24 protein-coding genes and 1 pseudogene are annotated in these 25543 nt (G+C 45.8%); 8 read left to right on the top strand and 17 right to left on the bottom strand.

Annotated features, from left to right (window positions below):
- A pseudogene (locus tag RH949_RS16090) lies at positions 1-234 on the top strand (hypothetical protein); the annotation flags it as partial.
- A 102-nt stretch (positions 235-336) separates the two neighbouring features.
- Positions 337-483 (top strand): hypothetical protein, encoded by a 147-nt coding sequence (locus RH949_RS16085; protein ID WP_446354474.1) that lies wholly within the window; start codon positions 337-339, stop codon positions 481-483.
- Between the two features lie 293 nt (positions 484-776).
- Here the strand turns inward: RH949_RS16085 and RH949_RS16080 are convergent, their stop codons facing one another.
- The 5 genes from RH949_RS16080 to RH949_RS16060 all read right to left on the bottom strand — a co-directional run bounded on the left by RH949_RS16080 (position 777) and on the right by RH949_RS16060 (position 5986).
- Complete coding sequence (locus tag RH949_RS16080; protein WP_446354472.1) at positions 777-2873, bottom strand: AAA-like domain-containing protein; 2097 nt, start codon at positions 2871-2873, stop codon at positions 777-779.
- Positions 2874-2991: 118 nt separating this feature from the next.
- The gene (locus tag RH949_RS16075; RefSeq protein WP_006099225.1) at positions 2992-3408 is read right to left on the bottom strand and encodes a secondary thiamine-phosphate synthase enzyme YjbQ; all 417 of its coding nucleotides are present in this window, start codon (positions 3406-3408) and stop codon (positions 2992-2994) included.
- Positions 3409-3455: 47 nt separating this feature from the next.
- Positions 3456-4055, bottom strand: coding sequence for a hypothetical protein (locus RH949_RS16070; RefSeq protein WP_006099279.1), 600 nt, complete (start codon positions 4053-4055; stop codon positions 3456-3458).
- A gap of 11 nt (positions 4056-4066) precedes the next feature.
- A complete protein-coding gene (locus RH949_RS16065; protein WP_006099510.1) occupies positions 4067-4876 on the bottom strand; it encodes a hypothetical protein in 810 nt (269 codons plus the stop codon).
- Between the two features lie 18 nt (positions 4877-4894).
- The gene (locus RH949_RS16060) at positions 4895-5986 is read right to left on the bottom strand and encodes a hypothetical protein (protein WP_006099492.1); all 1092 of its coding nucleotides are present in this window, start codon (positions 5984-5986) and stop codon (positions 4895-4897) included.
- A gap of 363 nt (positions 5987-6349) precedes the next feature.
- On the opposite strand from RH949_RS16060, the gene RH949_RS16055 reads away from it, so the two are divergent.
- Both RH949_RS16055 and RH949_RS16050 read left to right on the top strand, forming a co-directional pair.
- Positions 6350-7828, top strand: coding sequence for a hypothetical protein (locus RH949_RS16055; protein WP_157453072.1), 1479 nt, complete (start codon positions 6350-6352; stop codon positions 7826-7828).
- 239 nt (positions 7829-8067) lie between these two features.
- Positions 8068-8475, top strand: coding sequence for a hypothetical protein (locus RH949_RS16050; protein ID WP_157453073.1), 408 nt, complete (start codon positions 8068-8070; stop codon positions 8473-8475).
- 347 nt (positions 8476-8822) lie between these two features.
- Here the strand turns inward: RH949_RS16050 and RH949_RS16045 are convergent, their stop codons facing one another.
- The 12 genes from RH949_RS16045 to RH949_RS15990 form a co-directional block, all read right to left on the bottom strand.
- Entirely contained in the window at positions 8823-10349 is a 1527-nt protein-coding gene (locus RH949_RS16045) for a diguanylate cyclase domain-containing protein (RefSeq protein ID WP_006099430.1), read from the bottom strand.
- A gap of 572 nt (positions 10350-10921) precedes the next feature.
- Complete coding sequence (locus RH949_RS16040) at positions 10922-12013, bottom strand: MraY family glycosyltransferase (protein WP_446354468.1); 1092 nt, start codon at positions 12011-12013, stop codon at positions 10922-10924.
- A 191-nt stretch (positions 12014-12204) separates the two neighbouring features.
- Positions 12205-12468: a regulatory protein SipA gene (sipA, locus tag RH949_RS16035; protein WP_006099585.1), complete on the bottom strand. Its 264-nt coding sequence runs from the start codon at positions 12466-12468 to the stop codon at positions 12205-12207.
- Positions 12469-12742: 274 nt separating this feature from the next.
- Complete coding sequence (locus RH949_RS16030) at positions 12743-13762, bottom strand: sirohydrochlorin chelatase (RefSeq protein WP_446354466.1); 1020 nt, start codon at positions 13760-13762, stop codon at positions 12743-12745.
- Between the two features lie 311 nt (positions 13763-14073).
- On the bottom strand, positions 14074-15045 hold the full coding sequence (locus tag RH949_RS16025; RefSeq protein ID WP_446354464.1) for an NAD-dependent epimerase/dehydratase family protein: 972 nt from the start codon (positions 15043-15045) through the stop codon (positions 14074-14076).
- A gap of 208 nt (positions 15046-15253) precedes the next feature.
- Positions 15254-15910, bottom strand: coding sequence for a Uma2 family endonuclease (locus RH949_RS16020; protein ID WP_446354462.1), 657 nt, complete (start codon positions 15908-15910; stop codon positions 15254-15256).
- 184 nt (positions 15911-16094) lie between these two features.
- On the bottom strand, positions 16095-16232 hold the full coding sequence (locus RH949_RS16015) for a hypothetical protein (protein WP_006099410.1): 138 nt from the start codon (positions 16230-16232) through the stop codon (positions 16095-16097).
- A gap of 71 nt (positions 16233-16303) precedes the next feature.
- Positions 16304-16873, bottom strand: coding sequence for a Uma2 family endonuclease (locus tag RH949_RS16010; RefSeq protein ID WP_446354459.1), 570 nt, complete (start codon positions 16871-16873; stop codon positions 16304-16306).
- A 121-nt stretch (positions 16874-16994) separates the two neighbouring features.
- Positions 16995-17456, bottom strand: a complete 462-nt coding sequence (locus RH949_RS16005) for a Uma2 family endonuclease (RefSeq protein WP_446354457.1) — start codon at positions 17454-17456, stop codon at positions 16995-16997.
- 412 nt (positions 17457-17868) lie between these two features.
- A complete protein-coding gene (locus RH949_RS16000; RefSeq protein ID WP_446354455.1) occupies positions 17869-19002 on the bottom strand; it encodes a hypothetical protein in 1134 nt (377 codons plus the stop codon).
- A gap of 36 nt (positions 19003-19038) precedes the next feature.
- Complete coding sequence (locus RH949_RS15995; RefSeq protein WP_006099353.1) at positions 19039-20319, bottom strand: aminotransferase class I/II-fold pyridoxal phosphate-dependent enzyme; 1281 nt, start codon at positions 20317-20319, stop codon at positions 19039-19041.
- 428 nt (positions 20320-20747) lie between these two features.
- On the bottom strand, positions 20748-21764 hold the full coding sequence (locus RH949_RS15990; RefSeq protein ID WP_006099506.1) for a LysR family transcriptional regulator: 1017 nt from the start codon (positions 21762-21764) through the stop codon (positions 20748-20750).
- Between the two features lie 240 nt (positions 21765-22004).
- On the opposite strand from RH949_RS15990, the gene RH949_RS15985 reads away from it, so the two are divergent.
- From RH949_RS15985 to RH949_RS15970, 4 genes are all read left to right on the top strand, one after another.
- Positions 22005-22682: an NnrU family protein gene (locus RH949_RS15985; protein ID WP_390434988.1), complete on the top strand. Its 678-nt coding sequence runs from the start codon at positions 22005-22007 to the stop codon at positions 22680-22682.
- Between the two features lie 89 nt (positions 22683-22771).
- Positions 22772-23167, top strand: a complete 396-nt coding sequence (trxA, locus tag RH949_RS15980) for a thioredoxin (protein WP_044205538.1) — start codon at positions 22772-22774, stop codon at positions 23165-23167.
- A 411-nt stretch (positions 23168-23578) separates the two neighbouring features.
- Positions 23579-23953: a hypothetical protein gene (locus RH949_RS15975; RefSeq protein WP_446354451.1), complete on the top strand. Its 375-nt coding sequence runs from the start codon at positions 23579-23581 to the stop codon at positions 23951-23953.
- Between the two features lie 127 nt (positions 23954-24080).
- A complete protein-coding gene (locus tag RH949_RS15970) occupies positions 24081-25373 on the top strand; it encodes a GUN4 domain-containing protein (protein ID WP_446354449.1) in 1293 nt (430 codons plus the stop codon).
- Positions 25374-25543 lie beyond the last annotated feature (170 nt).

Genomic DNA, 25543 nt, shown 5'->3' with positions numbered 1-25543 from the left:
GACGTGGTGTTAGATGAGGATAATTCTCGGATGCGACAAGGTAACGCTCCCGCTAATTTTTCTATTATTCGTAGTTTAGTATTAACTATCTTGCGCTACAATGGCTATTCATCTATAACCACCGGAATTCGGCTGATTAGTTATAACCTGGAACAAATTTTTCAGCTAATAGGAAATGTGCCGACTCGCGTTGTTGAGCCAAATCCTAGAACTTTTGTGGTTACTTGCTCCTAGGTGAGTGCTAGTGGAAAGAGCGATCGCGTTGTTGAGCCAAACCCCAGAACCTTTGTGGTGACTTGCTCCTAGATGAGTGCTAGTTAATTCGCGATCGCGTCTTTGAGCCAAACCCTAGAACCTTTATGGTTACTTGTTCCTCAGCGAGTGCTAGTTTATTCGCGATCGCGTTGTTGTGCCAAAACCCAGAAACTTTGTGGTGACTTGCTACTAGATGAGTGCTTGTGGAATGAGCGATCGCGTATTTGAGCCAAACCCCAGAACCTTTGTGGTGACTTACTCCTAGATGAGTGCTAGTGGAAAGAGCGATCGCGTAAAGTAACTATGTGTTCTAATGGTGTTCTTCTAGCCCAGAGTCGTCTTGCTGTCTGAATAGTCCTGGTCGCCCTAATTTTCTCTCATCACAATGAATTAGCCCTGCCCTACAAGAGGGGGGAGGACAGAGGATGCTTCGCTTTTTTGGCAGGGGGGAGGACAGAGGATGCTTCGCATTTTGTTTCATAGGAGAAGGGGTTAGGGGATGAGGGTGAAGTACGAAGGATTTAATCCCCCAAATTATCGCGGAAATAATTCCGATACAAATCACAGCGCGGAATTGCTTCATTCCCCTCCAACTGCACTAACCCCATACTGTCTAATTTAAACGCTAACTCTGCATCTAATTCCACTGACTTATTTTTAACCACTACCTGACGAAACGCTTCCTTTAATTTGGGATACTCTTTCAAATTCCACCAATGACGCCGCAAATGATATAATGCTTTTTGTACTAAATAGGGATGTCCCCCGATTAACTGCGTTAATTCCTCAACCTGAGTTGTTGTCCAATTCAGTCCATACCGCCCCGCTAAATCTAACATTTGCTCCGGATTGAATTCCGGCAACTCCACATTTTTGCCCACATTAAACGGCGATTGATTAATATCCAACGGCACATACACCTCCGTTGAATGGACTACTACCAACCGCAACTTCTCCCACAATTCACTACTAAAATCCCCATACCTCGCCCCCTCATACCAAGAGCGCAATAAGGCAAAAAAGTCATCCGCAATGGCTCGATGGGGAAATACCCGATCCACTTCATCTAACCCCAAAACTAATGGCTGGTCAATTTCTTCTAATAAACATTCCTCAAAATAGGCTGTACATTTATCCTTACTTCCATACCCAATCCAATAGTCATCCAACTGATTTAACCGCTTGAGTCGCCGCCCCACCTGTTCACAAAACCAGCGTAAAAATTGATCTAAATTGCCTAAAAGCTGACTATCTGCCCGTTGTAAACTTAAGGGAATGGCATGATACCCTTGTTCTTTAGCATGATGCAAAATTCGTGCCATTAATGAGGTTTTTCCCATCTGTCGGGGGGCTTTAATCCGAATCAAGCTACCGGGTTGTAAAATTTCTTGATAACAATCAGTTTCTATCGGCAAACGTTCCACATATAACCCAGATTTCAGTGAAACCGCCCCTCCCGGTTCCCGTTGTAATTCCGGTTCCGCCACAGGTAAGGGCGGAAAATCGGGACTGGCTACGACAGGTGCAGCAGGTTCTGGAGTCTCGGCCAGGGGAACCACCCAAGGTTCTCCCCCATCTTCCTGGGATATCAGCGCCAATAGTTCCTGCACAATCACTGGCGTATCGTCAGGAGAATGCCATTCCCGTTGCTGAATCCGCTGTAAATACCCGCGCAGGTCATAATTTAACGGGGAATCCATGGGAAAGTTGACCCGAATCGGCAGAATTATGGGTTTCTTTTCTTCCCGTCTATCCCGCAATTCCCTCGCCCGTCGCACCTCCTCTGTGACCATTTCACTGGTTGCTGATTGGGAGGATAATAAGAGGAGGAAATAATCACAGTGTTCTAATTCCTGATCAATCCGTTCCGCCCAATTTTCCCCTAAGCGAATACTTGCTCCCGCCATAAACGGTTCATGTCCAGCCGCTTTCAAGGCTTCATAGAATTGCTGTGCCAAACTGACATCAGGATCACGGCTGCGGTAGCTGATAAAGATTTTGGCAGTTTGAGGCGAAGGGGAGGCGATAGGATGAGGAGGTGTTGGGGTTAAGAATTCCTGGAGGGTTGACCATTTTTTACTGATGGTGGTTAATGGCAATGCTAGCGCCCCTTGACTATGGTCAAACGCCGCAATTAAGCCAATCACCGCCTGAGTTTCGGCATCAAAGACAGGGGAACCGCTATAGCCCCCCTGAACCCGTTGAGCATCTGCCATTACCCGCAACCGCAGCATGGGTAAGTTACCAAAATTGGCTTGGGGATTAATATCAGTAATCGCCCCATCAATAGACGCCCCTTCTGGAAAATCGGGACGCCCATAACCGATACTTAAGAAGCGATGCATGGGTGTGACGGAGAGGGATAAAGGAACGCCTTCCCCCGGATAACCAGTTATCTGCAAAACCGCAAAATCATCCTGGCGACTGTCTCCCAGATACACCAAGGAAACCGATTTCCCTTGTACTCGTACCTGTTCCCAGCCGCCAGCCGCTTCCACAACATGGGCGCAGGTGAGCAAATACCCGTGAGACGAGACAAAAAATCCCGTCCCTCGGATACTACCATCCTCAGCCGCCGCGATCGCAACCGTTGCCCGTTTTACCTCTTCCCAACTCATCAGGCTTGATTACCGTTTCTGTTGATCCATCTTCCAACTCACTTTAACCCTCAAACCCTTACAAATGACAAATGACCAATGACAAAGGACAATCCCCACCGACTTAACCCTGCCCCAATCAATCTCCAGAAATATGAACCACAACTTCTCGATTGTGTCGATATTGTCGATGCTCCCAAATATAAATTCCTTGCCAGGTTCCTAACATTAATCTGCCATTGCCAATGGGAATTTGTTCTGAGGTTTTAGTTAAAGCCGTCCGGATATGGGCGGGCATATCATCGGGTCCTTCGGTATCGTGGATGTAGCTGTCATCTTCTGGCACTAATTTGGCAAAGAAATTCGATAAATCAGTCAGGACATCGGGGTCAGCATTTTCTTGAATCACCAGACTGGCTGACGTGTGGCGCAAAAATACGGTACACAGTCCAGTGTCGATTCCTGACTCCTCAACGATGTCTTTGATGTTTGAGGTGATGCGGGTAAAGGATTTTGCGGTTGTCTTGATCGTAAATTTCTGTTGATAATGGGTCATCGATTCATTAAACTAGGATATAGAGTCTCAAGTCGTCGGCTAGAAGGCTAACCCAGTTGCTTGAGTTCGTGGTCTTCGTCTTCTTCGTCTTCAGCGAATTCTTCGTCATCCTCCTCATTGTCTTCTTCGCGATCGCCAATTCCTAATTTCTCTGACAGGTGGGCGACTAAAGGGTCTTCCTCATCTACGTTTTCGACTTCATCATATTCGTCTTCCACGTTAATGTCGGATGCTTCAGATTCTATCTCGGCGGATTCTACCTGTTCTAAGGTTTCTAACGCTTCTGTTTCATCGGATTCTTGATCACATTCATTAGTTACCGATGTTTCGACGAATTCAGTAACCACCTCTACCAATTCTGCCTCATCTGTGTCATCCTCAATGTCATCCTCCAATTCCTCTGGAGTGTCAGCCATAACCTGTTCAGAACTGTCTTCCTCATCGGTATCCGATACCTGATCATCTAGTACCTCAGACTCATCCGCCTGTTTCACCTGAGGGTCCCGCCAAGGAGAATCATAACGATGCCACGGTAGGATTGGCTTATTGGGCAGGTTGCGCGTCAACACCGTGATGTTGTCTGCGTCGGGTTCTGGTAAATTTAACCGTTTCCCAGAAGAGTTGTTGTGAACGTGTTGAGAAGTCATAATCGCAAGACCTAGCCAAAACTACTCAGGTCAATCAACGGCACGAAGTAAATCCCTACAACATGCAGGGTAATAACCAAGGCTAACCCCCAGGTCACATAAGCAGAATATTGTAAGGATGATGAGACATCCTCCAATCGCTGCTTGTTTGCATTATAGGTCTCTACTAGGTTAACAATCATTCGCAGGTGATATTCATCTGGCGACAGGACGAGATAACGTTCCAAAAATTTCTTATCGCCCAAATTGGGGCTAACGGCTAACTGGCGCGGTAAGAAGGCGTTGATCAGCAGAGTGAAATTTACCAGAAATCCGAAAAGTTCGGCAAGGCTAAACCCGTTGGGAAAGAATAATAACCGTGATATGGTTAAGCTAGTGAACAAAGCGCCGTTGGTAACAAATAAGATATTTAACTTCGTGGTTAAGCTTTGGCTTTGCTCCCGTTGCTGATCAATGACCAAGCGGACATCATGGGCGGCTAATTCCAGGGTAGACGATGATGTACTCTCTTTTTCTTTTTTCTGGTCTGAGGGTTTGGTCGTCTTAGTGGTTTTCGTCGTCTTGGCTGTTTTCGTCTTAGTCGCCTCTGGGGTTTTAGGGGGTTGGGCAGGTTTGACGGTTTCAGGGGGTTCTGAACCTTTCTGGTTTTTTGCGGTTTCCGTTGTCTTGGGCGTTTTAGCTGTCTTTACCCTCTCTGTAGTCTCTGGCGTTTTCGGCTTGTCTAGGGTTTCAGTGGTTTCTGGACTATTGCTTGTCTTGGGCGTTTCTGATCCATCTGAGGTTTTCGAGGTAGGTGCGGTTTTGTCTAGCAGAGAATTCACAGTAGCTATCATGTCAGGTTAGGAAGATGAGAGAGTTTGTAAATAATGGACAACAGCTTGTGCGATCGCGTCAGCCCCATTTTTGGCGATAGGCTGGGATTGTCTGGGAGGATTGAGAGATTGGTGTAAAAATTCCCAGTCACCTAGGAAAAATTCTTTGGGGGTCACAATTTGATGGTACGCATAATTTTGAATACCTTCCAGTAGCAAGGGAGATTCGGCAAAATCTTCGCGGGTGAGGGAAACGATGGGAATGTCTAGACGTAGTGCTTCGGCGAAGGTACTGTATCCCGGTTTAGATACCACTCGTCCACACAAGGGCATCATATCCACAGGGCGATAGTCTCGACCCAAAATTTTCACTAAATTGGGTAAATCGGGGGCATGGGGATCAAAGGTGATGAATTGCCAGTCGGGAAACTGAGACAGTGTACTGTAGGGAATTGCCTGCAAACTAAGTCCACCAAAGGTGAGTAATACTGTTTTCTCTGGGGGTGAGGTTAACCCAAATTTTTCTCGCAACTGGCTGACTGGATAACTGGGTGTTCCCCCCGTGAGTCCGACATCGGTGATCTCGGGGAATGCTGTCATCGGTTCGTGTAAGGGGAGACGAAACAAGCGATCGCAGACGCTGTAACATTCGCTAATCCAATCCGCAATCTCGACAAATTCTCCACCCCACGCCCGGTAAATAAAGTCCCAGCCAAAGTTACTCATCATCCAACCGGGAACCCCTGCGGTTTTAGCGATTTTGGCAGCTAAGGGGGGAATATCTGCGAGTACAAGTTCCACACGATTGGTTTGGATAAAATTAACTTCACCGGCAATGATTGAATTTTCCGAGGCACGAATTTGCTTGAGTTTTGCCAATGTCGCCCCCTTATCCATGGTCAAGCTATCCGACTGAATCACGCCAATATCAAAGGCGCGGGGGCGATGAATAAAATCTCCGGGAATATAAGAGTCCAATAACCAACGTGGGGCTGTGGTTACTAAAATTAGTAGGATGTCTGGACAGAGATTTTGGATGGCGGCGGCGGCACAAGCCGCACGAACCGCATGACCAAAGCCATGGTTGGTGATCGCGATGTATACGGTAGGTCGAGACATGCTTAGGTGTTTAAAAATAGGGAACAGGGAACAGGGAACAGACAATCTGTAATTTAGAAGTGTCTTCGCTTAAGGGATTCCGTTATTTATTTTATCGGTGTTTTTTGTTGGCTTTTTTTGGTGATCGAGATAATTTATAATTTTTTTAAAATTCTTATGATTCTGTATAATTGCTTTGAGAAAACAAGTTGAAGTCAGATGAGCATCTGATGCAATTGCCATAATTCACAAGAAGGCAGGGTAATCTCTGGCGAAAAGAAAATAACTCAGTTGACGCGACCTTTCCGGGGTGGCGAGTTTTGTCCTGAATCCAGAAGGCAATTTCTGTAAAACAAGACAACACCCTTGGAAGGATTTAAGACTGTGACAGCCAAACTGAACGCGAATGGTCGTTATCAAAATTTACATCCTGCTACTAAATGTTACACAAGGGAACATCAACCTGTTCCGCAAACGTTAGATAAAAAAAGCAATAGCCGCCTGAACTCATCTCTACAGAATGTTTCTAGCCTTGCCCTCTATAGCGTAGCGGCATTTGCTGTCCCCGGTTTTTTCCATCCCGCTTGGGCAACGTCTTCAGTGAAGACAACCTATCAGCCTGATATTGCTGTCCCAACCCCAATTGAACCCAGTGAAACCCAGGCAGGATCATCAGTAACATCAACAACTAGCGCTCAAGCTGTTGCCTCACCAGAATCTATTATTGTCCAGGAATTTACACCAGAATCGAAGGTAGAGGGCAGTGGTTCGACAATAGAGGAAGATAGAATTAAGCTTGAGTTTTCCGGGGAATCCGAGTTAACCTTGCCCACTCTAGACGCATCTGAGTTGGAGATAGCATCGCCAGAATTAGAACGTCCCGACCAAATTGTGCCAACTGTGGTGAGTGCTAGACAGACAGGGACAAATCGCCAATCTAGAGTGGACGAATATACACAAGATGATACTGATGTCAATACCTTTGCCATAGACAGGGAAAATCACGCCGACAAGGAGGATAAGGAAAACAGACAACCTGTTGCCCTTAATCCGAAAAAGCCCTGTAGTGCGACTCAACAAACGATGTTGGCACAAGCACCCAATCAACGGACACAACCCTCACCCTGTCGGGAGGTTAACCGCTTGCAAGAAGAGTTGCGATCGCTCGAAGATATAGACATTCAATCTCAATTACGCGCCTCTCCAGCTCTGAGTATTGTCATTCCTACAGCCTATGGCGCTCATCGCAATACAGGGTTTGTTAGCGCTACCTATCAAGAACGCACCCGCTATAGTGATGTTGATGATGGGGCGTTAGGCATTGGGATTGGGTTGGGTGATGCTGAGAAGTCTGTGGGGGTAGAACTTTCATACGCACTTGCCAGTTTCGGGTCGAGTCGGGATTTTGGCAGTGGTGGTTTTAACGCTAAAGTGCATCGTCGCTTACCCCAAGGTTGGGCAGTCGCAGCGGGTTGGAATGGCTTGATTAACCTGGGTGATGATAATGACTTTGAGAATTCCGTTTATGGCGTGGTGAGTAAGATTATTCGGACACGAGAGGATATTAATCAACCCTTTAGTCGGGTGGCGATAACGGCAGGAATTGGTAATGGGCAGTTTCGCACGGAGGAGGCGGTAGAGGATGATAATGGCACGATTAATGTGTTTGGTAACGTTGCGGTGCGGGTGGCTGAACCTGTGAGTTTAATTGCTGAATGGACGGGACAAGACTTGGGTGTGGGTGTGTCTATTGCTCCCTTTAAAAATATCCCATTGGTGATTACCCCAGCATTGCGAGATATTGCTGGAGCTGGAGATGGGGCGCGATTTGTTTTGGGTGCAGGGTTCGCGTTTAAGTTTTGAGTATGTAGGGGCGGGTTTAGGGACTTTCTTTTTGCTGTTGATGATAACGTTTGTGCAAAATCCGCCCTGACGTAGGGGCGGGTTTAGGGACTTTCTTTTTGCATTGATGATAACGTTTGTGCAAAATCTACCCTGACGTAGGGGCGGGTTTAGGGACTTTCTTTTTGCATTGATGATAACGTTTGTGCAGAACCCGCCCTGACTGAGTGTTGTATAAATTGGAATATGGAGTGAGTGTGATGAAAGTAAAGCAACGGATAGTTTGGACAATAACAACGTTAGTCATGGGTACTGGGTTAATCTCAACATCTGCTAATGCTCAACCCCCAAGCCAGGGCGATATTACCGGAACGAATATCTGGAATAATACTGCACCTATTTTTGATCAAGATGGCGAATTAGATCCAGCCATATTAGAGAATGCCCGTCGTCTGGATCAAGCCTTAGAAGAAGCGGCTGAGGGTTGCTGTAATGCAGTTCAGCCAGAGGCTCCGCGTCGATTTGCTAGAGAACCGGGAAATCCGAATCCAGCTTGTGCAGATTGTCTAGAGTTGAATCGTTTAGTTGAGGAAACCGAGATATTTTTGGATGAAGTCAATCGCACTCAGGGAGCGCGAGTTAACACCAGTCGTAATCGTCTTTGGTAGAGAAGGCAGATGGCAAAAGGGTTAAGTCGGGGCGGGTTTATACCGAGTTGCGTTCTATAGCAATCCTAAATAGGATGCAACAAGCGAAATGCTCGAAACCCATGTATAGCAAGGGTTTCATTTTGGAAAATTGCCACAACCTAAATAGGATTGCTATATCATGTCATTCTGAGCGAAGCGAAGAATCTGGATAGATGCTTCGCGTCACTCCGTTTCACTTCGTTCTGCTCAGCATGACAGATTCTACGTTAGACTGCAACTTGGTATTAGTCACATCTGGGTACAACGGAAAAGATAGTAGTGAAACCCGCCCCTACACAAAACCATATCCTCCCCAGCTTCCCCGCTCAAACCTGAAAATCCGGGTCAGAGTTAGCGGAGAAAATGCGATCGCGTCCTAAGGCTTTGGCTTTGTAGAGGGCGCGATCGGCTAGTTGGACTAATTCACTGGACGAAAGTTGATGGGATGGAGTCGTTGTCGCAATTCCTAAACTGAGCGTTACCCAGGGATGAATCGGAGATTTGGCATGGGGACGCTTGAGTTTATCCATTTGGTAGCGGATTTTTTGGGCAACGATAAAAGCGCCTGGATTATCTGTATTGGAAAGAATCACGACAAATTCTTCACCGCCATAACGAGCGACTAAATCACTCGGTCGTTGAGCCGCTTGGCAGATGGCTTCAGCAACTTCTTTTAAACAATTATCTCCCACCCAATGACCGTAGGTATCGTTGTAGGCTTTAAAAAAGTCAATATCACACAAGATTAAGGATAGAGGAGTTAAGTTACGTCTAGAACAGATTAATTCCTCGGCTAAGACTTGATCGAAACGGCGGCGATTGGCAATTCCGGTTAAACTGTCTATTTTGACCAGTTTCTGTAGATGTTGGTTGTCTGTCTTTACCTTTTGATAAAGTTCTGATTGTTGAATCGCAATAGACACCTGTTTGACTAACTGGTTTAAACAATCAATTTCCCAAGTTTGCCATTGACGATTAGGGGTACAATGATGAGCGATAATTATCCCCCATAATTGATGGTACACAGGAGACTGAGGTTTTTTTAGATCAGACTCACTGTTACAGATGGGTATCGCTAAAACAGATTGCTTGTGCAAATTGAACAATTTTGGTTTTAGGTTAGACATTTTTTTACTGTTAATAACTTGAATAAACTCTTCATTGTCGGACAATATCTGAGGCAAATTAAAAAGTTCATGAATTGCCGGAATCTCTGGATAACTATTGCTATAGTCAGCCGCTTCTAAAAGCATAGTAGGAGATTTATCTGCTTGATAGCGATAGATGAGAACCCGATCAGTTTTCAGGAATTGACGGATTTGGGTGACAGTGGTGTGTAAAATTTCTTCGAGATCCAATGAGCGTCGGATCTGCTCAACCATACGCTCTAAAATCCGCTCCCGTTTAGCCTGCTGTCGAATTGACTCGCGATCGCGTTCCCGTTCAATGGCGTAGCGTATAGCCCGGATCAAGTTTTCTCCAGCAAATTGCCCCTTTATTAAATAATCTTGAGCGCCTTCACGAACCACTTGAATTGCCAACTTTTGATCGTTAAGAGAGGTTAAAACAACAATCGGAGTCGTGGGCGCTTTTGCTTTGACTTGAATTACAGTATTTAGTCCTTGACTATCCGGAAGAGATAGATCGAGTAAAATAATGTCGAAGGTAAAGTCTATCAATTTTTTTATGCCCTGACTCAAGCGTTGAGCATGGGTTATGGCGAATTGATTACTGTTTACTTCTGAAAATAATTCTTGGATTAATTCAGCTTCTACACGGTTATCTTCAATTAAGAGGATTTTTATAATTTGACTGTCCGATAAAACAGGTTGGTTGCATTTTAGTCTATTCATGATTATAATCCTATGACTTATTAATTAGATCTAAAGTTTAGCTTAAATTATAAATATCGTAAGGAGTCGGACAAGAATAAAGTTTAGGATTTGGACTGAGCGACAAGGAATTGAAGATTATTACGATTATATTTTATCGATTCTGGATTATGAATCTGGAAACATGACCTTAATGGTTTTAGGCGATTCCTAATTTCCAAGTTTTAGATTAACATCCGACTCCTATAAATTATTACTAACTTAAGGGAGAAGTTCGGTATACGCGAAGACGTATTTCAGTAATATAGTGCCAGATTATATACAATTTACCTGACCTAAATTATTATCGGCAGCCTGAATGCAAACTTGCTGAGTCAATGACTCATATATAAGAATTTTTCTCCTATCTTGGGGTTGAATTGACTGCGCTAATTTCCATCTCTTTAGGTAGATGCTCCCCTAATCACATCAGTTCAATAATCGAAGTATCTAACTTATCGCAAAAGGCAGAAGGTTATTACTGATCCGTAGTTGTTTCAGTGATTTAACTTTTGACATTCTGGAAAATTGTCCCCACCTACTTATTAGCCTTTTTATTTCGCCTGTAGTCTTTGCCAAAGGGTAAAACTTAGAAGAATAATTATAGTACCACTTGTAACAATAATCACCATTGAGGTCATCCCTTGCAGTTTCATCGCCAGTCCGTTACATGCCAACGTCACCCCCCACAGGGTAAAAGCCGCATGACGTTGAGAAAAACCCCAAGCTAGTAAGCGGTGGTGTAAGTGATCTTTGCCTGGAGTTTTCAGTGGGTTTTTTCCCGCCATGAGTCGCCGAACAAATACCTGAGTCGTATCTAGCACAGGCAATAATAAAAAGAATGCGGGCGGTACTAGAGCAAATACCGTCGTCACTTTCAGGTTGCCTAAAATACTGGTTGCGGCTAGCACATAGCCAAAAAAGTAAGCCCCCGCATCTCCCATAATGATTCGGGAGGGATAGAAATTGTGTCGTAAAAATCCCAGTGCAGCACCTCCTAAGGCTGCCAAAAGTAAGGTGGCGGCGGCTCTCGTTTCAAATTGCGCCGAAACTGCTAACAAACTCATGGCGGTAATGAAGCTGATCCCACCCGCCAAACCATCCATTCCATCCATTAAATTAATCGCATTGGTAATTCCCACAACCCACAACCAGGTCAACACAATGGAGAATATTGGGTCAATGGGAGTGCCAAAAGGCGTTTCGATGCGGATATCGCTGGCAATCAGTAAGAGGGCGGTAAGGGTTTGACTAAACAGGCGTACATACGCAGGTAGACCAAATTGGTCATCGATAAAGCCCACGAGGACGAGGATGGAACCACCGAGCAAAATCGTCAGCACTTGGGCTAAGACGCCTTCGATGACAATGGGTCTTAATAGAGTAGCCAGGACTAGCGCCGCTATGACACCCGCATAAATTGCCAATCCACCCGCGTTAGGTAGGGGTTCTTGATTGAGTCGTCGGGCATTCGGTTGATCCGCCCAACCCACTTGCAGTGCAAATGAGCGTACTGCTGGAATCAAACACCAGGTTACCCCCCACGCTAACCCGAAGGTGAATATAACTGCTAGCCAGCCACTGCCACTAGGGTTAGCAATGCCGAGAGACTCTAGGAAGCTGTACAAATCTATCTCCCACTTCACGCTCAGACTGCCAATTATTATTATTCTCAACTGTACAGGAATCAATTCGGCAAAGTGCTACCACAATTTTGGATATTGATTCGGTGTAGTAGTACTTACCGGACACCATTGTATTGATCCGGGTTGTTGTAGCTCATACTAAATTCAGGTTAACAAGGCTCCAAGGTAGAAGGCAGAAGGCTGTGAGCCGATTATTCGGGAGAGGATGAGGGCGGATTGGGATCAGAATGCTGATGACTCTCTACTGTCTCAAGGTATTGACTATCCAGTAAAAAAGCGCCCTTAGAAAAGCGAACTCCCCAAAATCCGCCGGGACGTCGATCAAGGATCACCCCTTCTTCACCAATGCTAATCACGTCCGGAGGTCGCAGCATCGGCATAGGTTCGGCTGTTTTAACATAGCGGGGTAGGGCAATTAGGCGAACGCGATCGCCAACTTTAAATTCTTCAGACATATTACTCGGTATGGGTCAGTGCTGATCAGTTCCTAGCTTATGACGAGATCTTGCCACACGGGTAATAAATCTTAAGATACCTTCTGGCGATCGCGCCCCTGATCAATTAAACCTCCGTCATTCTTATGTAGGGGCGACCCGCCTCCACAAATCGACAACTGTATCTACTCAATTGGCTCGGGTCGCCCTTTCCTCAAACGTTGGTGTCAGAACATGACCGATCATGAATCATTAGCAAAAACCAATGACATAAGCCATAAGACATAAGACCAATTTAAGGAACTTGCCAAATGCGCTGATGGTAAGCTTCGGGTTCAGCGTAAGGGTCAGGAGGATGCTCTGAGTGATTATGGCTATGGTGGTGATGATCATGGTGATGACCGTGATCATGATTATGAGTGTGACCCGTATTATCCCCCACTGCCGCTAATCGGAACTTACACAATTCACAATTCATCTGCACCTGTCCCAGTTGCGTCTCGATTTCTCGTTCCCGCAAGACCGAAAGTAATTCCGGTTGAATACCCATTTCCGGTAAACAGGTCATAGAAATGTCCGGATATTGCTCCTGCTGCTGCGCTGTGATATCAAATATTTTTTTCACCAGCACTCCAGTAAACAGGAAATAAGGCAGAACAATAATCCGCTTAGGCTGGAAAAGTCGAGCGCGATTGAATCCTTCCTCTAACCGGGGATGAGTAATCCCAATAAAGCAGATTTCCACCGTTTTGTAGCCACTGCCTTCCCAGAGCAGACGCGCTAATTTGTAAACATCACCATTAGCATCGGGATCACTAGAACCGCGACCAACAACTAGAAGAACCGTTTCACTTCTGGGAATTGAGGACATTGAACTGTTCTCTGATGGTTGATCCAGTTCAGCCAGTCGCCGATGCCATAACTCCAGAATTGCCGGAGTAATGCCAAAATGACGCCCATAATAGAATCGGATTTGCGGATGTCTGGCTTTAGCGCGGTCTAACTCGTTGGTGACATCAAATTTATTATGTCGCGCTGCAAACAGCAAAATCGGCAGGACGGAGAATTCTGTATATCCTTGTGCCACACATTGGTCTACGCCTTCCTGAATACTGGGAGTAGTTAATTCCAGAAAACAAGGAACAACCGGGCGAGACGAGTCTAACCCTTGGTAAGCCTGGGCAAAATCCAAAAACCCCTGACGCCCTTGCATATCCCGGCTACCGTGACCAATCATTAACAGGGGGCGGTTAAGGGGGAGTGGTGGCAAAGATAGTGAATCTGGGGTGAAATGAGTCGTATCTACAGTCGGCATTAAAATTAAGCTCCCTTCCCGTGCGAGGCAGGAATATAGGGTGGACAAGCAACAGCTAGGTATTCTGGCTTAGGTGGAACGTCAGCGAGGTTCGTCGTTGCGCTGTCTTCGCCATAAACACTGAAGCATCGACGACAAACCTTAAAGAGCGTGCCATTTCAACCTTGACAGTTGCCGCACAGCCCCGGACTTACACCGGAGTTTCCCTAGGTTGTTGCCATTCAATTGTGCCTTGATATCTTATCCGATTCGGCAACGAGTCAAAATCCAGGGTAGGGGGTTTTTCTCTAGCTTGTAGTTGTAGTGGCGATCTAGGATTGGGTTTTCATGATCCTGACAATCTCACTGAGGGTTTGGGATACCGATCGCGGATTCCAGCCTAAGTCTTGACGCGCTTTGGTTGCATCGACACGCACGCACCGATCATAGACGTAATGCACCCGTTCCCGACTCAGGGGCGGTTGCCAATTCAACAGGCGTCCGATGGGGTCAAGGATGTTTCCGGCGAGTCTCACCAAGGGTTTGGGGGCTTCCGCCGGAACCGGAATCCCAGTGTCTTGACTGAGAAGGGTGAACATCTCACGGGTGGAAAGATCGCCCGCCGAAATGATATATTTTTCGCCCGGTTGACCTTTTTGGGCTGCCAGAATCATGGCGTTAGCTAAGTCATCAACGTGGACAATTCCGGTAATGCGATCGCCCCCCGCCCATACTTTTAAGCCGCCTTTGAGGAATTGCTTGAGTACGGGACCAAAATGGGGGTCATCTGCACCAAAGATACCAGACGGGAGGATACTCACCACGGGTAATCCTTGGGCGGCAAATTGCTCTACAATTTGTTGGGCTTGGTATTTGGTGCTGTCATAAGCCCCGGAAAAGTCGGTTTGTTGGCGTTGAAAGGTTTCATTCACCACTTGACCTTTAGTGTCACCAAACACGCCAATGGTGCTACAGTAGACGAGTTTGGCTACACCAACCGCTTGAGCCACCTCTAAAACAGCGCGAGTTCCCTCAACATTCACCCGTTCCATTTCTTTGGCATCCACGAGTCCTAATTCCACATAAGCGGCGGTGTGAAATACCCAGTCTACACCAGTCATGGCTGTTTTTAGGGCGTCGCGATCGGTAATATCGCCGTAAACCAGTTTGACTTGGCAATCCGAGAGACGCTGAAGGTTGCTAGACTTGCGGACGAAACCGACAACGCTATCCCCCCGTTGTTCTAAGGCTTTAACTAAATGAGAACCGGTAAATCCATTGGCTCCGGTGACTAGGGCTTTCATCACACCTCCTGGCTGTTAGCGTTAACCAGCCTTGGGTTCAAACCCAAGGCTAAAAGCTTAAGTCAGCTAAAGCTGACTAGATAAGCATAGCCAGGAAATAAATTTCCGGCTGAAAGCTAAAGTAAGCTTTAGCTTACTGGAGAAGTCTTTGAACCCGTTTAAACGGGTTTAAGCTCTTAGCCTGGAGTTTGAACTCCGGGCTGATTTTCTATTGAGTTTGTAAAAGTTCTCGAATTCGTTGGCGAAACAACCGCACGGCTGTTCGCTGTCCCTGGATATTACTTTGTTCAATAAAACCGGGAATCTCGGTTACAGGTAAAAAGGGAAACGTCATGCTTTGTTCTCTCGGTTCATATTCTCCTTCAACTAATTGATAAACCTGGAGAGTTTGACGAGTATATCTCCACAATTCTGGAACACCCAGCGCCGCATAAATAGATTGTTTATCAACAGAGTAACTGGTATAATCTGACTCAATCGCTAAATCAGGCGGTGGGTCAATTTCCAGATTGATTCGTCTGCCTCTGACTCGTGATTCATTTTGGATATAGAAACAGGTATCCGGCTCGATAAAACGAGTTAAGTCTTCGCGATTCAAGCTCAATGCACCAACTTTCTTAACTTCTATTTCGCTCTCATCGGCGATAGCTTCAATAAAGCTTTCGAGCATCCCTTTCGGAACTTCATGGTCTTCCAGTGGCATTCTAATTTCTAATACTCCCTGATCATAAGCCATTCTACAGGCTCGGTCTTCACCAATTTCCGCCAGTAATGTCTTAAAGGTTTGCCAGCTAACGCCTTTTAAGGTAATGACTGGTTCAGCGCCCCTTTTCTGGGATTGAGGCGTTGGTGTTGCTGTTGTCATAGTGAACTGCCCTTGATACCTTGATTCAATTGTAGTCCCTGCCTAAGCTAGACGTGAAGATCATGTTGACCGAAGCATAAGTTAGAGGCTTGAGCAATAAAATATAATACCAGGTAGGGTGGGTTAGGCGGTAATTCAATTTAAAAAATCACCATTTAATTTGGTGTCCGCCGTAACCCACCAATCACAAGGCTTGTAGTATATTAATTAACAATACTGTGTAAATTGGCGCAAAGAGATTGGCGCGATCGCACACTTGTAATCCAAAATCCGCATTTTTTACCCCATTTTTGCCACGGCGATTAAAATCGCTGCTACACAAACAAAGTCCGCCTACGCGGACTGAATTATAACGGGGGCGGGAAACCTGGATTTAATATAATTTAATATAATTTACAAACGCTGTCCCAGTTTCAACCAGGAGAATACCTGTTCAATAGTTAGCTGTAGACTGAGGAAATCGGGTACAGGTAGTCTATCCTCTGGTTGTCGCATAATTTCTGGTAATTGATTGGGATAAAAACAGATTACGGCTTTCTCATCAGGATCAATCAACCACCCTAATCTGGTTTGATGTCTGAGACAGAATACAATATTATCTGTTACCTTTGTTTGTGACTGGTCTGGTGAGAGGATTTCAATTGTCCAATCTGGGGAACATTCAAATACATTTGCCACTTCTCCATCAGCATCGAAGGGAATTCTTTCCCATTGAAATACGGCAACATCTGGCACAATAGAGCGTCCGCCAAACGTGCAGCGCAATTCTGGGAAAGCATAAGCTATTTTTTCAGGAAATCCCACCTCGTTTACTGTATTGGCGAGGCATATTTGGAGAGTGCTGTGTTTCCCTTCTGGCATGGGTTTTTGATAGATTTTACCGTCGATAAATTCGCTAGATGGTTTGGTTTCAGGAAGTTTGAGAAAGTCAGCTAGGGTGAGGGGTTTAGTTGTTGTTGTCATGGTTTATTTTGGACATCAGGATAACAATTTGCAGAATTGGTTTGTCAAGTGTTTCTTTCAAGAGTACCCGTATGTGTATAGATCATTCAAACATCTTCGTCTGATAGCAAATCCCCAAAGTTTATGTCACAAACACACCAAGTTCGGCATAGAGTTTAAATTTATTGATGGAATAATTTTTATAATCGGACTCGACTACTAAGTCAGGCGGTGGGTCATCGGGTAGATTAATTTTGTCTTGACCTCTAACCCTACTTTCATTTTGAATGTAAAAACATGTGTCAGGTTCAACAGCACGGGTTAAGTCCTCCCGTTCCAATGTTAAAGCACCAAGACTTCTCAACTCAATGCCAAGTTCGTCTACTACAACTTCAATAAAACTCTCTAGCAATCGTTTAGGTTCTTCGTGTTTGGGTAGTGGCATCCTGATTTCTAATATTCCCTGGTCATAAGCTATCCTCCAAGCCCGATTATCTCCTACATCGTGCATTAAAGCTTGATACGTTTGCCAGCTAACCCCTCTGAGTGTAACGATTGGTTCAGCGCGAACTTGTGGTTGTTCTGTCGTTGATGTTGTTGTCACCGTCTAACCCACCATTATTAACTGTTTTAATTGTAGTGGCGTGGCACACCTAAGCAAGATGAATTAACCATTAGCCAGGAAACTGTAGGGGCGCAAAGGCTTGCGCCCAATTCAATGGTCAAATCTAATCCACGATTTTAGCTGTGTCAGTCCAGTAGTAGCGTGATATACTTCATTTGATAGATTAACCAAGGCTTGCGCCCAGAAAACCTGCAAGGCTGGGTATCATGCCAGTAGTTCTATCCTACAGCGAAAGGAATGATGATGGCACAGACGTTCCGCTTGAAGGTCTCTACTAAATAATCATCATTTTAATAGCGGTAAGGGTGCGTTACGCTACGCTAACACACCCTACAAATAAAGGCTGTGCGTAAGTCCTAAGTCATAAAAATTAGGCTGATACTGACTACAGCTACAGCGTTTTTTCATAAATTCGATAGGTTTTATAAATTGTTCCCCCCGATGCTTCAATCAACTTGCGAGACGGGAAATTATCTTCCCAAACCCAACCTAGTTCTGCTCGCTTATAGGGCTTGCCTTTCTTAATTCCCCCTTGCATACCCAAATAAATTAACGCCAGCGGCACCATTTTGCGGCGATATTCTGGCAATGAAGCAATCGCAATTACCCGTCCTTGGTCAATCTGGCGACGATGCCAAATAAACTTAAGAATTCCTAGCCAGTTTAGTTTACCCTTAACGTGTTTTAGGGGAATATTATAGTCCGGTAATCCCATAAAAAAGCCGATCATTTCACCCTTGTCTTCGGCAATGGGAAAAACATCTGGATCAACTAACGTCTGTAATGACTTGGCTTCTTCTAGAAATTCTTCCTCAGTTCTCGGTGCAGAACTCCAATTATTGGCAAAGGCACGGTTAAAAAGGTGATAGAGACTGATACAATCTTGTTCAAATCCTTCGCCTTTAGTTCTAATCGGACGAAATGTGATACCCGATTTACAGGCAATCTGATAGGCTTTCTTAAATTTATCCGATAAGGGCTTATCGAGGGGAAAATCATAAGAGTATGCATCCTTAGCTTTTTGCCAGCCCTCTTTTTCCAGAAATTCGGGATAGTAGGGGGGATTATAGGGCATCATCACCATGGGTGGTGTATCAAAGCCATCGACCAAAAATAAACAATTATTGTGGGTCGATAAATCAATCGGTCCCCGCGCCACAGTCATTCCTTGTTCTCGTAACCACTGACAAGCCGCATTCAGCAGAGATTGTGCGATCGCGAAATCTGGGACACACTCAAAAAATCCAAATAAACCAACCGTTTTCCCCTCTCGTTCAATTAACCGTTGATTCACCGCCGCCACAATTCGCCCCACCGCTTGGGAAGGGTGGGACGAGTCGAGGGCAATAAATTGCTGTAATTTGCCGTAGCTAAAAAAGGGATTATCGGGGGCAAATTGCTTCGCTACATCGCTACGCAGGGGTGGCACCCAATTAGGGTCATTCCCATAGACTCGTGCCGGTACATCCAGAAACAAGTCCTGGTCGGCTGGAGTGGTTACAGTGCGAATTTTGTCATTTGTCATTTGTCATTCGTCAAATAACCAATAACCCAAGACGAGTTAGGCGCTGATCATGGGTTTATATAAAAAATCTCGTGTTGCTACCATGGCGGCGACTAATTTATCCATTTCCTCCTTAGTATGCAGAGCATTTGCCGTCATCCGGATACGGGGTTTAGCAATAAACCAAATGGGTGATACCCAAATCCCATGATTCTCTAACATATACTGACCAAACAATTTCGGATTAATTTCTGAGGGTAAAATAACCGGGATCACGTTCGTTTCACCAATGGCATCAAATCCGGCTTCGACTAAGCGCGATCGCAAGTAGCGAGTATTTGCCTGAAGCTTTTTCACCATGTCGGGATGACGGCGCACCTGACGAATGCTCTCTAAGGCGGCGGCTGCTAGAGGTGGCGACAAGGAAACCGTACCGATAGACGTGGGCGAAACATTTAATAAGGGAATCAATTCTGCCAGAGGACTGCTAATTGCCGCCCCTGCTGATGCGGCAAACTTGGAGAATGTGGTCATAATCAGCGGCACAACACCTTGCTCCATGGTGTATTGGGGTAGGATGCCAAAATGCTCATAGATGCCGCCACCTGTCGCCCCAATCGCCCCACTAGCATGAGCTTCATCCATCACCAAGACACTGCCTTCGTAATGTCGCAGCACCTCGATCATATCGGGGAGGGGGGCAATATCCCCATCCATGGAGAACACTGCATCAGAAATCACCATAATTCGATCTTGGGGACGAGCATAGCGACGCAGTTTCCGCGATAAGTCCTCTACATCACAGTGGCGATAGGCTCTCACCCGCACACGCGGACTATGACCAAATAACTTTCCAGAACGAGTTCCCGCGTTGACGACGGCTGAGAGAATACAGCCATGGTTGAGGACATCAGTCAAAATTAATGTCTCACGGGTATGCTGAAAGCCAGGAACGGGAATAGCCAAATGGCAGAACGCATCCATTAGGGCTTGCATCGCCATCCACGCATTCAAAAAGAGTTGGGTATGGGGTAGGTGCTTAAACTCCGAAATCTCTTGCTCGAGCTGCCGATGCAAATCGATGCGACCACTCAGGACTGAGGTTGAACTGTTGGACGTACCATATTGAAAAATAGCATCAACCGCTGCTTGGCGAACCGCCTCGTTCTGAACCAGACCCAAGACATCATTCGTACAGAACGTGAGAACCGTCTGACGCTTTCCTGTGGCGACTGATTCTATCTCGACTAAATTTCCCTGCTTTTGATGGCAAACATATTCGTCGGGCGCTAATCCACTTTCGTACCACCGCTGGACGTACTCTTTGACAACTTCCACAACCTTACTCCTCTCACCTTTTCCTAGATAGACTACCGCTTCTAGCTAAAAATGTGTGTTTTTCTCTCAACTTTAAGTGATTATCCCGACTGAATATCAAGCTCCATGTTGGCGATTTTATAGAGTACACGGTAATCCTATATAATACGGGGTGATTGGACAGGGCGGCTTATGACAGACAATAATGCTGGCACATTGGCGATCGCTCTGGTTGGTGCTTTTTTAATTTCTGCTCTAGCAGGGTAGCATAAAAAGCAACCCCCTGCGGGATTTGTTTTAATCCAAGCCTCCGGAATACCCCACAGACAATTCATTCCCGAGTAGAGGCACGACATGTCGTGCCCCTACAGGTAGCTTAATCTTGCTCCTACACTCTCACACCTCTACACTCAGGCAATTTCAACCGAAAACCTTTCGAGCAATCTTCCTTAACCTGTCGATTGAGACGATGCAGGTTGAGACGATGCCGAATTCAATTTAGGAGCAGTTATTGGCGGCGAGGAAGGGGGTTTTTCTTCCCATCCTGGAGGCGCAAACTGGGGCAAAATTTCCCGACTGAAGGCTTCGGCGGCTTTGGAACGGTAGCGATGGGGATTGACGATTAAAGACAGCGTTCGCTTCACCACGACGCCTTCTATCGTTGCTCGGTGTAAGACACCCATTTGCAATTCTTTTTCGATGGCTGAAATAGATACAAATGCTGCACCCAATCCTGATTGCACGGCGTTTTTAATTGCCTCAATTGAGTTGAGTTCCATCTCAATCTTCAGGCGTCGGGTATCAATATCACAGCGCGTGAGAACCTGGTCGATTACCTTACGAATCGTGGATTGGGAGTCGAGTGCAATAAATTGTAACTTATACAAATCCTCCTTATGCACGGTTCCCACCTTTGCCAGGGGGTGGAAGGCGGGTAAAATGAACGCCAACTCGTCTTCCGAGTAGGGCATAATATGTAACGTTTCTTGAAGTTCCGTGGGGACTTCACCGCCAATGATAGCTAAATCAACCTGTCCATTGGACACAGACCAAGAAGTACGGCGCGTTGAGTGGACTTGTAATTGTACCGACACATCCGGATACTGCTGTCGAAACAAGCCAATCATTCGAGGTAAGAGATAGGTTCCCGTGGTTTGAGAGGCGCCCACAATCAGCGTCCCACCCTGGAGATTCTGTAAATCCTCAATCGCCCGACAGGTTTCCTGACAAAGGGTGAGAATCTTTTCACCGTAGCTTAGGAGTAAGTGTCCGGCTTCTGTCAATTGAGCGCGACGCCCGCCTCGGTCAAATAAGGGGACATCAAGCTGTCGTTCCAAGTTTTGCACTTGTAAACTCACAGCCGGTTGAGAAACGTACAAACTATCCGCCGCACGTTTAAAACTCCCCTCAGAAGCGATTGCTTTGAGAATCCGGAGTTGATCGAGAGTGAAAGGAAGGTCAGACATAGGAGCTAAACCATCAAAAAAGGAGCAATAACAGGCAATCCCAGGGGGGTTGAAGATGGGATTTAACGTCAACGATAGTAGGAATTGCCAACAACGAACGTGTAAACCTGTGCCTGAAATCGACAGTAACACAACACGGGATCAAGTCCTTGAGTATTCTTGCTAGGATGAATTGGGCAACTTTCAAGGGCATCAGGATTTATGGGGGTCTGGACTAACGTGACATCCAGTCATTGGGTAATGGCTGGACTACTTTTGAGCTTTGCGATCGCGCATAGTGGTCTAGCGGCATTGCGACCTTGGGCTGAACAACGGATTGGCGCGAGGTTCTATCGAATTTTATTTGCTCTGGTTAGCCTATCTCTTGCTGTTGTATTAATTATTTACTTTTTCAACCACCGCTATGATGGGATTCAATTGTGGCGGGTGCAGGGAATTCCGGGGATCAAGTCCCTAGTCTGGTGGCTTTCAGCGGTTTCTTTTTTGTTTCTGTACCCTGCTACATTTAACCTGTTAGAAATCGCCGCCATCCAGAAACCCCAAGTTCATCTCTACGAAACCGGAATCATTCGGATTACCCGACATCCGCAAATGGTGGGACAGGTAATTTGGTGTATTGCTCACACCCTCTGGATTGGCACAAGCTTCACTCTACTCACCTCGGTAGGATTAATTTTGCACCATTGTTTTGGCGTTTGGCATGGGGATCAACGGCTTTCCAAACGCTATGGCGACGCCTTTGAGTCTGTCAAAGAGCGTACCTCGGTTTTTCCTTTCCTGGCGCTAATTCAGGGACGCCAAACCCTGAAATGGGAAGAATTTATCCGTCCCGCCTATCTAGGCGTAATTGGCTTTGTCGGCTTGTTGTGGTGGGCGCATCCCCTACTTATGCGAGCAACTGCCCAAATAAATTGGTAAAATTAGCGGATTTGTTGTTCAAATAATCCCAATTCGATGTAGCATGATCCCAAGGAAGCGAGTAAAAATTCAATAGAATTCGAGGGATCATGGTGTTGTCGGTGAACGAGCAGACGTTTAAGCAATACGTTTTAGAAAACTCCAAGATGGTTCTGGTTGATTTTTGGGCACCTTGGTGTGGGCTGTGCCGCCTAATCCAGCCAATCTTGGAGGACGTACAGCAGGAATGGAGCGATCGGATTGAAGTGGTGCGGGTGAATGCGGATAATAGTCTCAGGCTTGCCAGTACCTATCAACTCAAATCTTTACCCACCTTGCTTTTATTTGAAAACGGTCAGTTAGTGGAGCGATTAGAAGGCTTTCAAGGACGAGATGACTTGCGCTTGGCGATTCAAAATTTGATCGGGAACAATCAATCGCAGTTTTCCGCCTCTATTGGCGGAGGTTTAACTCATACTACCAGTGCAACTCAATCAGCCGCCTAGCTAGTGCAAAAAAGCAGGAGGCAGAAGGCAGGAGGTAGGAGGGGAGAAAGCTTATACAGTAAGATTTGCAATCTACAAAACTTAGTACAGTGCCGTGTCAACCCTCTGTTGCGGGAAAATTCGGCACTTAGGTCGGTGAAAATTCCAGGAGGCAAGAGGGTGATTGTGTAAAAACCTTGCACTTGTTGGGTGAAAGAATGGCTTGTTGGGTGAAAAAATGGCTTGAAACCCAAATCTTGTCTACCTTCCTAACGAGTGTAGCAAGCCCTAACTAAGGCATAGTGCGATCGGGTAAACGCTCCGTGATTGAGAATCTGGATTGAAGATGAGAGTCAACTGCATAAGTTGGTTCCCCATGAGAGATAGAACGCAGTGAAGCTTACCCAAAGTAATACGAAAAGGATAAAAGCCATGAATATCCTAGTCAAAATCACCTTAGTGACTCTAGCTACAACCACTACAGCAGGGACATGGTTAGGGTTCTGTCCAGCGACCCAAGCAGAAACCCGGAAAGTCAGGATTTGTCGTCCCACCCAGGAAGTTCGGGTTGTGCAAGACGCGGCTGCTCACCCAGGTGCTTACCGAGATGGCTACCGGGAGGGTCAACAAAGTGCTAGCAAAGACGAACCTTTTGAACCTCGAACGGCGGGAGGTGAATTTGCTCGTGGGTTTGAGGATGGTTATTACGGTCGTCCTTTTACAGGTCAGCAATACGAAGTACAGGATCGCACGGAAACTTATACAACTCAACAATGTGAGACCATCACCATTGAAGAGGATGAGTAACTCTCTACAACGAGAATCCGCGATCGCTAGTATTCTCTTTAGTGCAGCTTGGCTCCAAAAACCTATCAATTTACACTTGTACTAGGCTAACACTCTATCTCTCTACATCCGATTAAGTGTAACTAAAATGAATTACTTCCCCACTCTACTCAGCCTGACAGCGGTTGTTGCCAGCATACAGCCTCAAATCGTGGCGGCTTTACCCTTCTCTGAAATAAACCAGATTGCTCAAGAGATTACCGTGCAAATCGAAAGTTCTGGAGGTATTGGTTCAGGGGTAATCATTAACCAAGAAGGGAATACCTACTCCGTTCTCACCACCCAATCAGTCGTCCAAGAGATCACGCCTGATCAGCCAGCTTATATTACCACCTCTGATGGCGAAGTCCATCCCCTCGAATTCAGAACTCTACAAAAACTGCCACAAGTCGATTTAGCTGTAGTCCAATTCACTAGCGATCGCACCTATAAGTTAGCCGCAATCGGAGACTCTGATCGGATTACTCAAGGCAGTGTCGTTTATGTAGGCGGATGGTCTCAACCTGGAGGAGCCATCTCCCAAAGCATTTTTGAGATTACTGATGGTAAGATTTCTAGTCGTTTACCGGAGCCATTAGACAATGGTTATGCCTTAATTTATACCAACCTAACTCGGATGAGTATGATCGGTAGTCCACTCTTAAATGAACAGGGACAATTAGTCGGAATTCATGGTCACGTTGAGAGCGATTCCCAGGAAGAACCCAGTGCCACTCAACCAGGTTTTAATTTGGGAATTCCCTTAAAAACCTTTTTAGATCGGGCTCCATCCATGAATTTAAGTCTTAATTTACCCCCCTTATTAACAGATGACCCGCCGCTTGTTTCCCAAACCACATCAACCAACTATACAACCCTGCGTGACTTATTGGCAGATCAACAGTGGCAACAGGCTGACAACTTGACCTTTGATGTCATGGTAGCTGTTGCTGGGATGCAAGTGACAAATCTAGGTAGGGACAGCCGACTTGACATTGAACAAGTTCCCTGTGAAGATTTAAAAATCATTGATGCACTTTGGCTTAAATACAGCAATGGGCAGTTTGGCTTCAGTGTACAGAAAAATATTTGGGAAAGTCTTGAAAGTCATGATGCACCCACTTGGACAACCTATGATCGCTTTGGTGAGCAGGTGGGATGGCGATCAAATGGCTCATGGCTCCAAACTAATCAATTTTTAACCTTCGATCTCTCGGCACCACCGGGACATCTTCCTGCAGCGATAACAGAAATGCAAGGCAAATTTCTTTCGCAATATCATTTTTCTCAAGGCTGTGAAGGAGGTGTATTGTGTGGTATTGGTGAGGTTGTCAAACATGGGCAAGGTATACTGTTTTCTCACGCCGCTGCTTGCAACTTAGACTCAAGCCTTGATAGGTGAAAAAACCTGACACAGTAGATTGAACTTTGGGGCTGTTCTGTAAACCAGCCTCGTGTAAGAAGGCAGAAATAACTGAAACTGAACAGCTAATATCTTCCCCTGCTGCCCCTGCTGCCCCTGCTGCCCCTGCTTCATCGTATCTACGAAGCTGCTCAAGTATTTCCAAGGGC

This window comes from Coleofasciculus sp. A1-SPW-01, assembly GCF_040217205.1.
GTDB classification, from domain to species: domain Bacteria; phylum Cyanobacteriota; class Cyanobacteriia; order Cyanobacteriales; family Coleofasciculaceae; genus Coleofasciculus; species Coleofasciculus chthonoplastes_A.
This window is presented reverse-complemented; position numbering and strand designations above follow the sequence as displayed.